This window comes from Streptomyces sp. NPDC016851 (assembly GCF_055562795.1).
Window position 1 is genome coordinate 454,105 of the sequence record NZ_JBVHEP010000004.1, and the last position, 13,315, is coordinate 467,419.

Annotated in this window: 10 protein-coding genes; 3 read left to right on the top strand and 7 right to left on the bottom strand. The window is 70.2% G+C overall.

Annotated features, from left to right (window positions below; genetic code table 11):
• Nucleotides 1-14: 14 nt before the first annotated feature.
• Nucleotides 15-1,358: a UDP-glucose dehydrogenase family protein gene (locus ACZ3I3_RS09860; RefSeq protein ID WP_399414228.1), complete on the bottom strand. Its 1,344-nt coding sequence runs from the start codon at nucleotides 1,356-1,358 to the stop codon at nucleotides 15-17.
• A 185-nt stretch (nucleotides 1,359-1,543) separates the two neighbouring features.
• On the opposite strand from ACZ3I3_RS09860, the gene ACZ3I3_RS09865 reads away from it, so the two are divergent.
• Nucleotides 1,544-2,701, top strand: a complete 1,158-nt coding sequence (locus ACZ3I3_RS09865; protein WP_467363953.1) for an acyl-CoA dehydrogenase — start codon at nucleotides 1,544-1,546, stop codon at nucleotides 2,699-2,701.
• 51 nt (nucleotides 2,702-2,752) lie between these two features.
• Here the strand turns inward: ACZ3I3_RS09865 and ACZ3I3_RS09870 are convergent, their stop codons facing one another.
• The gene (locus ACZ3I3_RS09870) at nucleotides 2,753-3,310 is read right to left on the bottom strand and encodes an acyl-CoA thioesterase (protein WP_467363954.1); all 558 of its coding nucleotides are present in this window, start codon (nucleotides 3,308-3,310) and stop codon (nucleotides 2,753-2,755) included.
• Nucleotides 3,311-3,429: 119 nt separating this feature from the next.
• On the opposite strand from ACZ3I3_RS09870, the gene ACZ3I3_RS09875 reads away from it, so the two are divergent.
• Complete coding sequence (locus tag ACZ3I3_RS09875) at nucleotides 3,430-4,731, top strand: LCP family protein (RefSeq protein WP_467363956.1); 1,302 nt, start codon at nucleotides 3,430-3,432, stop codon at nucleotides 4,729-4,731.
• A 58-nt stretch (nucleotides 4,732-4,789) separates the two neighbouring features.
• Here the strand turns inward: ACZ3I3_RS09875 and ACZ3I3_RS09880 are convergent, their stop codons facing one another.
• Together ACZ3I3_RS09880 and ACZ3I3_RS09885 are read right to left on the bottom strand one after the other, a co-directional pair.
• Nucleotides 4,790-5,152: a four-helix bundle copper-binding protein gene (locus ACZ3I3_RS09880; protein ID WP_467363958.1), complete on the bottom strand. Its 363-nt coding sequence runs from the start codon at nucleotides 5,150-5,152 to the stop codon at nucleotides 4,790-4,792.
• 122 nt (nucleotides 5,153-5,274) lie between these two features.
• A complete protein-coding gene (locus tag ACZ3I3_RS09885; protein ID WP_467363960.1) occupies nucleotides 5,275-6,756 on the bottom strand; it encodes an LCP family protein in 1,482 nt (493 codons plus the stop codon).
• Between the two features lie 127 nt (nucleotides 6,757-6,883).
• Between ACZ3I3_RS09885 and ACZ3I3_RS09890 the strand changes: the two genes are divergently transcribed.
• Nucleotides 6,884-7,942, top strand: coding sequence for a glycosyltransferase family 2 protein (locus tag ACZ3I3_RS09890; RefSeq protein ID WP_467363962.1), 1,059 nt, complete (start codon nucleotides 6,884-6,886; stop codon nucleotides 7,940-7,942).
• Nucleotides 7,943-7,994: 52 nt separating this feature from the next.
• On the opposite strand, the gene ACZ3I3_RS09895 is transcribed toward ACZ3I3_RS09890, so the two are convergent.
• The 3 genes from ACZ3I3_RS09895 to ACZ3I3_RS09905 all read right to left on the bottom strand — a co-directional run bounded on the left by ACZ3I3_RS09895 (nucleotide 7,995) and on the right by ACZ3I3_RS09905 (nucleotide 13,252).
• Entirely contained in the window at nucleotides 7,995-9,608 is a 1,614-nt protein-coding gene (locus tag ACZ3I3_RS09895; RefSeq protein WP_467363964.1) for an LCP family protein, read from the bottom strand.
• 90 nt (nucleotides 9,609-9,698) lie between these two features.
• Nucleotides 9,699-11,399 (bottom strand): LCP family protein, encoded by a 1,701-nt coding sequence (locus ACZ3I3_RS09900; protein WP_467363966.1) that lies wholly within the window; start codon nucleotides 11,397-11,399, stop codon nucleotides 9,699-9,701.
• 224 nt (nucleotides 11,400-11,623) lie between these two features.
• Nucleotides 11,624-13,252 (bottom strand): LCP family protein, encoded by a 1,629-nt coding sequence (locus ACZ3I3_RS09905; RefSeq protein WP_467363967.1) that lies wholly within the window; start codon nucleotides 13,250-13,252, stop codon nucleotides 11,624-11,626.
• Between the last annotated feature and the right edge of the window lie 63 nt (nucleotides 13,253-13,315).

Below are 13,315 nucleotides of genomic sequence, written 5' to 3' on the forward strand. Positions count from 1 at the left end.
CCGACCGGCCACACTCAGGCGGTCGGCCGCCCCATCGCCCGGTATGTCCACCCGGCCTTGCGCCAGCGCTCCGGGTCGAGGGCGTTGCGGCCGTCGAGGATGACCCGGGCCGCGGCGACCTCGCCGAGGGCCTCCTCGTCCAGCTCGCGGAACTCCCGCCACTCCGTCAGGTGCAGCACGATGTCGGCACCGCGCACCGCCTCCAGCGCCGAGTCGGCGTAGCCGAGGGTCGGGAAGACGCGGCGGGCGTTGTCCATGCCCTTGGGGTCGTAGACCGTGACCTGGCCGCCCTGGAGGTGGATCTGCCCGGCGACGTTCAGCGCGGGGGAGTCCCGGACGTCGTCCGAGTCGGGCTTGAAGGTCGCGCCCAGGACGGCGACGCGCTTGCCGAGGAACGGCCCGCCGCCCAGCGCCTGCCGGGTCAGCTCGACCATCTGCCCGCGCTGGCGCATGTTGATGGAGTCGATCTCCCGCAGGAAGGTCAGCGCCTGGTCCGCGCCCAGCTCGCCGGCGCGCGCCATGAACGCCCGGATGTCCTTCGGCAGACAGCCGCCGCCGAAGCCGATCCCGGCCCGCAGGAACTTCTTGCCGATCCGGTCGTCGTAGCCGATGGCCTCCGCCAGCTTGGCGACGTCACCGCCCGCGGCCTCGCACACCTCCGCCATCGCGTTGATGAAGGAGATCTTCGTGGCGAGGAAGGAGTTCGCGGAGGTCTTCACCAGCTCGGCGGTCGGGAAGTCCGTCACCACGAACGGCGAACCCTCGGCGATCGGCGTGGCGTACACCTCGCGCAGCAGCTTCTCGGCGCGCTCGCTGCGCACGCCCACCACGATCCGGTCGGGGTGCAGCGTGTCCTTGACGGCGAAGCCCTCGCGCAGGAACTCCGGGTTCCACGCCAGCTCGGCGCCCTCACCGGCCGGCGCGTGCGCGGACAGGTAGGCCGCCAGCCGGTCGGCGGTGCCCACGGGGACGGTCGACTTGCCGACGACCAGGGCGGGACCGTGCAGATGCGGGGCGAGCGAGGCGAACGCGGAGTCGACGTAGCTCATGTCGGAGGCGTACTCGCCGTGCCGCTGCGGGGTGTTCACGCAGACGAAGTGCACATCGCCGAACGCGCCGACCTCGGCCCAGTCCTGGGTGAAGCGCAGCCGCCCGCTGGCGCCCTCGATGCCCGCGACATGCCGCCGCAGCAGCTCGTCGAGCCCCGGCTCGTACATCGGGGCCTCGCCGCGCTCCAGCTTCTCGATCTTCTCGGGCACGACGTCGAGGGCGAGCACCTCGAAGCCGAGCTCGGCCATGGCCGCCGCGTGTGTCGCGCCGAGATAACCGGTGCCGATCACGGTGATCTTCAGGGCCATGGGTGCTCCAGGGGTCTACGGCAGGTGCGCGCCCGAGCATATCCGGGGCATGGAGGCGCGCTTCACGGGGCAACTTTCCCGCTGTCGTCTAGGTCACGTATCCCTCCCGTGGGCGAGCCCATAAACTTTTGATTACTTAACGGTAGTTAGCGTCACCATCGCAGCGTTTTGGAGCGTGAGAGACCTTGGCCGGATCGGCTGACTTCGACCTGTACCGCCCGTCCGAGGAGCACGACATGCTCCGCGACGCCGTCCGCTCACTGGCCGAGGCGAAGATCGCGCCGTACGCCGCCGCGGTGGACGAGGAGGCCCGCTTCCCGCGCGAGGCGCTCGAGGCACTGGTCGCGAACGACCTGCACGCCGTGCACGTACCCGAGGAGTACGGCGGCTCGGGCGCCGACGCCCTGGCGACCGTCATAGTGATCGAGGAAGTCGCGCGCGTGTGCGCCTCGTCCTCCCTCATCCCCGCGGTGAACAAGCTGGGCTCGCTCCCGGTGATCCTCTCCGGCTCCGAGGAGCTGAAGAAGAAGTACATGGCCCCGCTCGCCAAGGGCGACGGCATGTTCTCGTACTGCCTGTCCGAGCCGGACGCCGGCTCCGACGCCGCCGGCATGAAGACGAAGGCCGTCCGCGACGGCGACCACTGGATCCTCAACGGCGTGAAGCGCTGGATCACCAACGCGGGCGAGTCCGAGTACTACACGGTGATGGCGGTCACCGACCCGTCGAAGCGCTCGAAGGGCATCTCCGCCTTCGTCGTCGAGAAGTCGGACGAGGGCGTGTCCTTCGGCGCCCCGGAGAAGAAGCTCGGCATCAAGGGCTCCCCGACCCGCGAGGTCTACCTCGACAACGTCCGTATCCCCGCCGACCGCATGATCGGCGAGGAGGGCACCGGCTTCGCCACGGCGATGAAGACCCTCGACCACACCCGCATCACCATCGCCGCCCAGGCCCTCGGCATCGCCCAGGGCGCCCTCGACTACGCCAAGGGCTACGTCCAGGAGCGCAAGCAGTTCGGCAAGCCGATCGCCGACTTCCAGGGCATCCAGTTCATGCTCGCCGACATGGCGATGAAGATCTCGGCCGCCCGCGCCCTGACCTACCAGGCAGCCGCCGCCTCCCAGCGCGTCGACGCCGACCTCACCTACCTGGGTGCCGCCGCCAAGTGCTTCGCCTCGGACGTGGCGATGGAGGTCACCACGGACGCCGTCCAGCTCCTCGGCGGCTACGGCTACACGCGGGACTACCCGGTGGAGCGCATGATGCGCGACGCCAAGATCACGCAGATCTACGAGGGCACGAACCAGGTCCAGCGCATCGTGATGGCGCGCAACCTGCCGTAGCAGGCCCGGGGACGGGCGAACGGGCCTCCTGCCTCCCGGTCGGAGGCCCGTTCAGTCCTCGAACCCCTCAGCCGCCCGCTTCTCCCGCAGGTCCATGATCGCCCGGCGGCGGGCCAGGCGGTGGGTGCGGCGGATCTGGGCCTCCTGGTAGCGGCGCTTGTCGCGTTCGGTCTCCGGGAGGACCGGGGGGACCCGGCGCGGCTTGCCGTCGGCGTCGACGGCCGCGAAGACGAGGTAGGCGGATCCGACCTGTGTGGGCGGGGCCGACTCGTTCCAGCGCTCGGCCAGGACGCGGACCCCGACCTCCATGGACGTGCGGCCGGTCCAGTTGACCTGCGCCTTGACGTGGACCAGGTCACCGACACGGACCGGCTCCAGGAACGCCATCTCGTCCATGGACGCCGTCACCGCCGGCCCGCCGGAGTGCCGCCCGGCCACGGCACCCGCCGCGTCGTCGACCAGCTTCATGATCACGCCGCCATGCACCGTCCCCAGAAGGTTGGTGTCGTTGTGGGTCATGATGTGGCTGAGGGTGGTGCGGGAGGCCGAAGTCGGCTTGCCCGGGATATCCGCAGTGCCGGAATCCGCAGCTGAGGCCTGGTCTGTCATGGCCCCTACCTTATGCCGACGCGGTATGAGGGGGTTTTGTGTCAGCTTCGCCACAGCCGTGCTCTGATTTTCCGACGACTCTTGTATGGCGTACTACCGGGACCTGCACACTGGGGCGCATGAATGACTGGCCCGAGGGATTCTCCGGAGACAACCGCGGCAACCGCTACGGACGCGGCAGCTCGAGCGCACAGCCCGAGAGCGCCCGTGTCATGCGGCAGGTCCGCCGCGGTCCGGCGGCATCGCCCGGGCAGGCCGGCTACGGCGGCGCCCCGCCGTACCAGGGCGGAGTGCCGCAGCAGCCGTCGTACGTCGACGGCGGCTACGCCCAGCCGCCGAGCGGCTACGACAGCGGCTACAACACCGGCCAGGTCTACGGCGCACCCGGCGGCAGGGGCCCCGGCGGTCCGGGCGACGGCATGTACGAGCCGCGCCCCGCGCCGAACTGGCGCCGCCGTATCAAGGTGACGACCATCACGCTCGTGACGGTGCTGGTCGTGACGAGCGTCGCCACGTACTTCTGGGCCGACTCCAAGCTCAACCGCGACGTCGACCTGTCGAAGGTCATCGACCGGCCGGAGGCGGGCGAGGGCACGAACTACCTGATCGTCGGCTCCGACAGCCGCGCGGGCATGTCGGCCGAGGAGAAGAAGAAGCTGCACACCGGGTCCGCCGAGGGCAAGCGCACGGACTCGATGATGATCCTGCACACCGGCAGCAACGGCCCGACGCTGATCTCGCTGCCGCGCGACTCGAACGTCACGATCCCGTCGTACAAGGGCTCCGACTCCGGCAAGCTCTACCCGGCCACCGGCCGCCAGACGAAGCTGAACGCGGCGTACTCGGAGGACGGACCGGAGCTGCTCGTCCGTACCGTCGAGTCCAACACGGGCCTGCACATCGACCACTACGTGGAGATCGGCTTCGGCGGCTTCGCGAACATCGTGGACGCGGTCGGCGGCGTCGAGATGGACATCCCGCAGGACATCAAGGACACCAAGTCCGGCGCGGACCTCAAGAAGGGCAAGCAGACCCTCAACGGCGAGCAGGCCCTCGCCTTCGTCCGTACGCGCTACGCGCTCGCCGGCTCCGACCTGGACCGTACGAAGAACCAGCAGAAGTTCCTCTCCGCGCTGGCCAACCAGGTCGCCACCCCGAGCACGATCCTCAACCCGTTCAGGCTGTACCCGACCATGGGCGCGGGCCTGGACTCCCTCGTGGTCGACAAGGACATGGGCCTGTTCGACCTGGCATCCATGTTCTGGGCCATGAAGGGCGTCAGCGGCGGCGAGGGGAAGTCGATGAACATGCCGATCGCGGGCAACTCCGCGAACGGCAACCTCCAGTGGGACACCGCGAAGCTGAAGACGCTGGTCGACCAGCTGAAGAACGACGAGGCGGTCACCGTCTCGGGCAACTGAGCACCGGCATGCGTCGGGGGCACCCACGGGGGTGCCCCCGACTGCTGTGAGGCGGTGCTCACATCGTGGCGGCCGACATCGACCGGCACATCTCGGCACAGCGGCGACACGCCTCGGCGCAGCGCATCATCTGGGCGTCGTCCGGCATGGACATACACGCCTCGGCGCACATGTCACAGGCCCGGGCGCACATCGCGCACATCTCGGCCGACAGCGGCGAGCGCCGCATCATCATGTCGGCGCACATGCGCGTCATCTCGGCGCAGTCCATGACCGCGCGCATGATCTGCATCTGGGCCTGACCGCCCATCTGCAGGCAGGAGCTCATGGTCTCCTCGCAGACGCTGTGGCAGGTCATGCACGCCTGGACGCAGTCCTGCATCTCCTTGCTCAGCGGGGGCATGGTGGCTTGCTGGGTCATGATTCCTCCCGGGCGGGGTGTGAGGACCGGAATCGGTCCTTTGTGCCCTTCCGTCCTACGCCTGCCGGGGCCCGGCCGCCACGGGGCGGAGGGAAGGAATCCGCCATGCGTGCGTCAGGGCCCTACGAGCACGCCACCTCATCGCCGCGGACCACCCCGAACTCGCCCTGCCCCGGGTCCTCGGCCCGCACCTTGCGCACGCGCTCGAAATCCGCGCCCGCGATGACCTTCAGGGTCGCGCCCAGGCCCTTGACCGGGCGGAGTTCGCTGCCCGGCAGGGCCGTGGCGAGGGACTTGGCCGAGCGGTCCCAGCGGGGGTCGTGGGCGACGATCGTGCGCTTGACGTCACGGACGGCGGCGTTCACCGGGGCCCGGGTCGTCCGGAAGCCCGTCGAGGCCAGGGCCGCGTCCACCCGGCGGCCCAGCCCGGGCGTGCGCGTGCCGTTCTCCACCTGGACGCGGATCTGCTGCGGGGCGACCGAGACGATGCGGGCCGCGCCACGCGCCCGGTGCACCGACAGCGGCTGGTCCTCGCGCAGGGCGTGGAAGAGCCGCTCCGCCTTCACGGGGTCCCACTTGAGCGTGGAGCCGACGCCCTTCACCGCGTATCCCATCCGCCCGATCGGGACGGTCGTGAACTCGGAGGAGGAGGGGGAGAAGTTCCGCATGGCCCGGCCCAGGTCCAGCATCTGGTCCGCGCCGAAGCCCTTGTCGGCCCGCACCGAGCCGAGCACGGCCCGTGTCACGTCCCGGAACTTCATCGGGTTGAGGAGGATCCCCGAGGAGGTGATCCGCTCCACGAGCGCCGCCATGAAGCGCTGCTGCCGTTTCATCCGGCCGAGGTCCGACGCCCCGTCGATGTGCCGGGCGCGCACGTACTGGAGCGCCTGCCCGCCCCCCAGCGTGTGCCGGCCGGGCGGCAGGTTCAGGCCGGTGTAGCTGTCCTTCAGGGGGTCCGCGGTGCAGATCTGCACGCCCCCGACCACGTCCACCGTCCTCATGAAGCTGGTGAAGTCGACCTCCAGATAGTGGTCGATCTTCACCTTCGTCATGCTCTCGACCGTCCGCACGGTCAGCTGCGGCCCGCCCTCGGCGTACGCCGCGTTCAGCTTGACCGGGTGCCCGCCGTGCCGTTTGCCCGTCGTCCGGTCGACGTGCGCGGGCATCACGGCGTAGGAGTCGCGCGGCAGGCTCACCACACTCGCCCGCTCCCGGTCCTCCGAGATGTGCACGATCATGATCGTGTCGGTGCAGTGGCAGGGCGCCCCGCCCAGCCGGTACTTCCGCCGCTCCTCCTTGCTGATCTTCTCGCGGCCGTCGGTGCCGACCAGCAGCACGTTCATGCCGTGGCCCGCCTGCGGCCGGTTCTTCATGTCCTTGAAGGGGTCGACCCGCGCGATGTCCGCGTCCAGGCTGGTCATCACCGCGTGCCCGATACCGGCGGACGCGAGGACCACCACGGACAGGGTGGTGACCACGCGCATGCCCCAGCGCGGCTTCCGGCGCCGGGCGGGCGGCGCGGGCCTGCGCGGGCGCCCGGGGGCGGGCTGCGGGCGGCGCTGCGGGGCGGCGGTGGACCGAGGGGATCGCGGCGGCGTGGGCAAGGGGACACCTCCGGACGACGGCCGTACGTGGGATCCGTGAAACCGTAGGCCGATACGATCTGCGGCCCGCGGTACCGCCCCTGCGGCGCGCACCGGTGTCCCCCGTTCGCGGTAACGTGAGGCCCCTATGAACGCCAATCCCGACGTGCGGCTCCCCGCCGTTTCCGTGATCATGCCCGTCCTCAACGAGGAACGGCACCTGCGGGGAGCAGTCCAAGCGATCCTCGCGCAGGAGTACGCCGGCGAGATGGAGGTCGTGATCGCCCTCGGTCCGTCCACGGACCGCACGGACGAGATCGCCGCCGAACTCGTGGCCGAAACCGCGTCTCTCAAAAGCAAGCGCGTGCACACCGTCCCCAACCCCACCGGCCGTACGCCCGCGGCGCTGAACGCGGCGATCAACGCCTCCCGGCACCCGATCGTCGTCCGCGTCGACGGGCACGGCATGCTCTCGCCCAACTACATCGCCACCGCCGTACGGCTCCTGGAGGAGACCGGCGCGCAGAACGTCGGCGGCATCATGCACGCCGAGGGCGAGAACGACTGGGAGCACGCCGTCGCCGCCGCGATGACCTCGAAGATAGGGGTCGGCAACGCCTCCTTCCACACGGGCGGCGAGGCGGGTCCGGCCGAGACCGTCTACCTCGGGGTGTTCCGGCGCGAGGCGCTGGAGCAGCAGGGCGGCTACAACGTGGAGTTCATCCGCGCCCAGGACTGGGAGCTGAACTTCCGGATCAGGGAGGCCGGGGGCCTCATCTGGTTCTCGCCCGAGCTGAAGGTGTCCTACCGGCCGCGCCCGAGCGTGAAGGCGCTCGCCAAGCAGTACAAGGACTACGGCCGCTGGCGGCACGTCGTCGCCCGGTACCACGAGGGCTCGATCAACCTGCGCTACCTCGCCCCGCCGACCGCCCTGTGCGCGATCGCGGCCGGGACCCTGGTGGGCGCGCTGCTGACGCCGTGGGGCTTCGTCGTGCCCGGCGGCTATCTCGCGGCGATCCTGCTCGGCTCGGTCCCGGCGGGCAAGGGGCTGCCGCTGAAGGCGCGGCTGCAGATCCCCGTGGCGCTCGCCACGATGCACATGTCGTGGGGCTGGGGCTTCCTGACGAGTCCGCGGTCGCTGGCGAAGAAGGTCATCGCGTCCCGGCGTCCGGCGGTCCGGGCGGACGCGGACGCCACCGCCGCCTGACGCACACCGCACGCGTGCGGGCCCCTCCCGACTCGGGAGGGGCCCGTTTCCGTCACCAGGTGAAGTTCGGGTTCACGCGCATACAGGCCTTGTCGTCCGCGCCGTTGAGCGCCTCGGCCGACTTCGGGGTCTTGTTGTTCCGCTTCGGCGCCTTGTACTCCGCGCCCTCCCGCCAGTCGGCGCCCACGACGAGCGTGACGCCGGAGACGTCGGTCGACCGCTTGACCGAACTCAGCGGAAGCCCCAGGGCCTTGGCGATCCGCTGGGCGTCGCCCTCCAGGTCCGCGCTCGGGTAGCGGACGACGGTCCGCTCCTCGCTCCACGAGCCGGTGGTGTCGGCGACGGCCTCGGCGAAGCCCTGCTCGGTCAGCAGCCCGGCCACCGTGCTCGCGCGCCCGCGCGCCGCGGCCAGGGTGTCGGTCCGGGTGCCGTTGCGGACCTGGACCGGGATCTCGTCGTCGGCCGCGGCCGGGTCGGAGGAGGCCTTCTCCGCAGCCTTCTCCCCGTCGTTGTCCCCGTCCTTGTCCTTGCCGTCCAGCGCGATGTCGTCCCGTACCAGCCGGAACAGCTGCTCGGCGTCATCCGTCGGCTCCACGCGGGCGCCGACGTACCGGTTGGGCATCGTCGTCATGGTGATGCGGGCCGGCTCGACCTTGCGCAGCTCGTTGCTGAGGTCGTAGAGCTTCTTGACGGTGTCGAGGCCGGGATCGACGGTCAGCGCCCGGGTGGCCTCCTCGGCCAGTCTGCGGAGCTTGTTCGGGCTGCTGAGGGTGGCGTTCTCGCGCAGCTGGCGGACCATCGCGTTCATGTACATGTGCTGGGCCTTGGCGCGGGCGAGGTCGCTGCCGTCCTCGAAGCCGTAGCGGGTGCGCAGCCACTGGAGGGCCTGCTCGCCCTGGATGTACGAGGTGCCCTTCTCCAGCTTCAGGCCCGAGCCCTTGCCGTCGGAGGTGCGCGAGTGGATGTTGGCGTCGACGCACACCGGGACGCCGCCGACGGCGTCGGCCATGGACACCACGCCCGCGAAGTCGACCATGATGAAGTGGTCGATGTGGATGCCGGTGAGCTCCTGCCAGGTGGCCACGGTGCAGCCCGGACCGCCGTTGCCGAGGCTCTGGTTGGTCATCGTCCGCCCCTGGGTTCCCGGGTACACCTTCCCGTCGTCCGGGTCGGTGCACTTCGGGATCTTCACGAGCGTGTCGCGGGGCATGCTGATGACCGACATGTTGGTGCGGTCGGCGGACAGGTGCAGCAGCATCTGCACGTCCGCCAGCGGCGCGGCGCCGAACGTCTCACGGGCGCCGCCGAGTCTCTGGTTCTCCTTGCTGTCCCGTGCGTCCGAGCCGATGAGCAGGATGTTCAGCGGGGTCTGCCCGGCGGCGTTCGGCGTCGGTGCGGCGACCTTGTTGTCGCCGAGGTTCAGCGCGTCCTTCTTGATGTTGCCGTTGAGGTGCCGGTAGTAGAGGTATCCGGCCCCGGCCGTCCCGAGTATGAGAAGGGCGAGCACGGCGGCGGACCACCGCAGCAGCCGCCGGGTACGCCGAGGCCGGCCCTCGCCGCTCCGGCCGCCGGGGGTGTCACCCGTCGCCGACGTGGTCTCACCCTGGCCCGGTTCCCGGCGGACGCCCTGCCGCGACTCGTTCTCCCGCACACCGCTCTGCGTCACTTCCCGGTCCTTCCCGCCCCCCGCACACGCAACAGGCCCGTCCTGCCTCCTGTTAGACGCATGACGGGCCGGTCAGTTGCCCTCAGCGGGTCAACTCGCGCACTTCACCTTGTCGGCGGTGGACTTCTCCACGTCCGCCGCCTCGACCGGGGCGTCGAGCTTCACGCCGGCGCCCTTGAAGTCCTGGCCGAGGGTCAGGGTCATGGCGGGCACGCCCTGGGAGTTGGTCACGCTCTCGCCGGGCTTCAGCGCCGACCCGGACAGCCCCATGATGTCGGCGAGACGGCGGGCCTGGTCGGCCTGGTCGGGGGCGTACTCGAGCGTGGTCCTCGCCAGTGCGGCGGGCGCGTTCCCGCCGTTCTCGGACTTGGTCACGCCCTCCTCGACCTGGAGGTACTGGAGGGTCTTCTGCGCGCTGCCGGTGACGGCCCCGCCGTTGAGGACCCGGACCCGGACCTCGGAGGCCGGGGCCTTGCTGCCCTTCAGCCGCGCGGCCTCGGCGTCCTTCTCCTTCTTCTTCCGCTCCTTGACCTCGGTGAACGAGACGTCGTTCTTGATCATGTCGAACACCTGGGGAGCCTTCGACTCGTCCAGGACGACCGTCGCCTTCACCGTCTCCGCCGGGTTGTCCTTCACCGGGACGGTCGCGAAGGCGATGTTCTTCGTCGGCACCTTCTTCAGCTCCAGGGCGACGTCCTTCAGCGTGCCGACGCTGCCGATGGCCTGGTCCACGGTCAGCGCCTCGGTGGCGGCCTCGGCCAGCTTCAGCAGCTTCGAGGGGCTGGTGAGGGTGTCACTGGAGGACATCTTGCGCATGAGCGAGCCCAGGAACTGCTGCTGCACCTTGATCCGGTCCAGGTCCCCGCTGTTGCCGAAGCTCTTGCGGGTACGGACGAACGCGAGGGCCTGCTCGCCCTCGACCGTCGACTCGCCTGCGGGCAGGACGAGTTTGGACTCCTTGTCGTTGACCGGCTTCTCCACGCAGACGTCGACCCCTTCCACCGCGGTCGTCAGCGTCTTCACCGCGTTGAAGTCGGCCATCATGAAGTGGTCGACATCGATGCCGGTGTTCTCCTCCACCGTGAGCATGGTGCAGCCCGGGTCCCGGCCGGCCTCCCCGAGGCTCCGGTTGAAGCGGACGCCCCGCAGGCCCGGGACGACCTTCTCCGAGCCGTCCTCCAGCTTCGTCGGACAGTCGGGGATGTCCACGATCAGGTCCCGGGGGATGCTGAGGGCGGTCGCGTTGGAGCGGTCCTCGGCGACGTGCAGCAGGATCGTGGTGTCGGCGTGCCCGGAGCTGCCTTTGTCGCCGTAGCCCTCGTTGCCCTTACCGGTGCGCTTGTCCGTGCCGATGATGAGGATGCTGAAGGCCTCGTCCTTGCTGAAGTTGCTGGCGCCCGCACTGCCGACGTCGGTCGTCGTGACGTTGCCCTCCAGGTGCTGGAGGTAGAAGTAGCCGGCCGCGCCGACCCCGACCAGCACGAACGCCATCGTGCCGCCGGTCCACATCAGGGCCTTCTTGGCCTTCTTGGGCTTGCGCTGCACCGGCCGGCGGCCACCGCGCCGCCCGGGCGGCGGCTCCTCGGGCACACCGCGCCGCCGGCGCTGGGGCGGAACGTCGGCGCGCGTGCCGCCCGGCCTCGTCGGGCGAGTGGTTCCGCTTGCCCCGGACACCGGCGACTGCGCACCGGAGGGAGTCAGTCGCAGTTCGTATTCGCCGGTGTTCGGATTGAGTACCCACTGGTCTGCGGGGTCGATCTGGTCCCCCCGGCCACGGCGTTGCGCGTCCACGGTTGTCTGTTTCCTCCGTCGGGGCACGCGGCGCCTTCTCCCCCCGGAAGGCGCACGGGTACTGGTCATCACAGAAGCACTGGATCGCTCACACTATCCGCCCAGTTGAACGTCGATGTGCGCTGAATGACAAATTCAAGGTCCATACAATTGGGCAATCCCGCCCAATTCCCTGTGCGAGTGTGGAAGGAAGTCGTCGACCGGTGTGCGCGTTGCTTCTCCGGTCACTGCCAGCGATAGGGCGCGTACACGTCCATGCACTTCCCGGTGTCCGAGCCGTTGAGGGCGTCCGCGTCGCCGGGCAGGTCCCCGGCCTTCGGAGCCGGCTGCTTCGGATAGGCCGTACCCGTACGCCAGTCGGCGCCCACGACGACCGTGACGCCGGAGACGTCCGTCGACCGCCGCACCGAACTCGCCGGAATCCCCATCGACTTGGCGACGCGCTGCGCGTCGCCCGCCAGTTCGGCGCTCGGATAGCGCACCAGGGTCCGCTCCTCGGCCAGCGCGCCCGAGGTGTCGGCGGCGGCCTTCGTGAAGCCCTTCTCCACGAGCGACCGCGCGATGGCGCCCGCGCGGCCGGTCACCGGACCGAGGCCGGCCGAACGCGTGGCGTTCTGCACCAGGACCCCGATCGCGTCGTCCGCGGCGGCGGGGTCCTCGGACGTCTCGGGCTCCTTGGACGTCTCGGGCGCCTTGGACGCCTTCTTCGCGCCCTTGCCGTCGAAGGGCACGTCGTCGCGGATCATGTCCCACACGCGGTCGGCGTCGGCACCGGCCGGGACCAGGTGGTTGCGGTCCTGCGGGTCCTCGACCGTGGGCAGCGTCGTCATGGTGATGCGGTCCGTCGGGACCGTCTTCAGCTGCATCCCCAGGTCGTACAGCTTCTTCACCGTGCCGAGCTCCTCGGACACGTGCAGCGACTTGGTCGCTGCCTCGGCCAAGTCCGTCAGCCGCCCCGTGTCGGTGAAGACGTTCTGCGCCTTGAGCGTGCGGATCATCGAGTTCATGTACATGTGCTGCGCCCTGGCCCGCAGCGGGTCGCTGCCCCAGGCGTGCCGGGTGCGCAGCCACTGGAGGGCCTGCTCGCCCTGGACCTTCTTCCGGCCGGCCGTCAGCTTCAGCCCCGAACCGCCGGGTACGCCGGGCAGCGGGCGGTCCCACACGTTCTGCCGCACGCACACCTCGACCCCGCCGACGGCGTCGGCCATCTTCACCACGCCCGCGAAGTCGATCGTCATCCAGTGGTCGACATAGATCCCGGTGAGGTTCTCCCACGTCGCCAGCGTGCAGCCCGCTCCGCCCCGGGCCAGTGAGGTGTTGATGATCGTGTTGACCGGCGGATACGTCCGCCCGGTCTTCGGGTCGGTGCACTTGGGTATGTCGACCCGGGTGTCGCGCGGAATGCTCACCACAGCGGCGCTCTTGCGGTCCGCGGCCAGGTGGATGAGCATCTGCACGTCGGCCAGCGGCGGATTGCCGCGGTCCTTGCGCGCGCCGCCCAGCTTCACGTTCTCGTCGGAGGCACGGCTGTCGGAGCCGATCAGCAGGATGTTCAGGGGCGTCTGCCCGGCCGCGTTCGGGGCGGTCCTGCGCGCCTTGGAGTCGCCGCTGCTGCGCCGGCCCTTCTCGATGTTGCCGTTGAGGTGCTCGTAGTAGAGGTAGCCGGCGCCGGCAGTCGCGAGGATCAGCACAGAGAGCGACGCCGCCGACCAGCGCAGGGCGCGGCGCCCGCGGCCCGGCCTGCGGCCCCCCGGGCCGTCGTCGCCCGGCCCGACGGGGCTGCCCGGGACCGGCTCGCCCGGGACGGCCCCCGGCCTCGTCCCTTCCCCGTACACACTGCTGCTCTGTGCCATCTGCTCTTCCCCACCCCCGTGTCACCGGACAAGGCCTGCCGTACGCCCTGTGAGACGTACGGC

Excerpts from the sequence above, each read along its gene's own strand:
- ACZ3I3_RS09905 (WP_467363967.1), bottom strand. The coding sequence starts at position 13,252 with ATGGCACAGAGCAGCAGTGTGTACGGGGAAGGGACGAGGCCGGGGGCC.
- ACZ3I3_RS09875 (WP_467363956.1), top strand. The coding sequence starts at position 3,430 with ATGAATGACTGGCCCGAGGGATTCTCCGGAGACAACCGCGGCAACCGC.
- ACZ3I3_RS09880 (WP_467363958.1), bottom strand. The coding sequence starts at position 5,152 with ATGACCCAGCAAGCCACCATGCCCCCGCTGAGCAAGGAGATGCAGGAC.
- ACZ3I3_RS09870 (WP_467363954.1), bottom strand. The coding sequence starts at position 3,310 with ATGACAGACCAGGCCTCAGCTGCGGATTCCGGCACTGCGGATATCCCG.
- ACZ3I3_RS09860 (WP_399414228.1), bottom strand. The coding sequence starts at position 1,358 with ATGGCCCTGAAGATCACCGTGATCGGCACCGGTTATCTCGGCGCGACA.
- ACZ3I3_RS09890 (WP_467363962.1), top strand. The coding sequence starts at position 6,884 with ATGAACGCCAATCCCGACGTGCGGCTCCCCGCCGTTTCCGTGATCATG.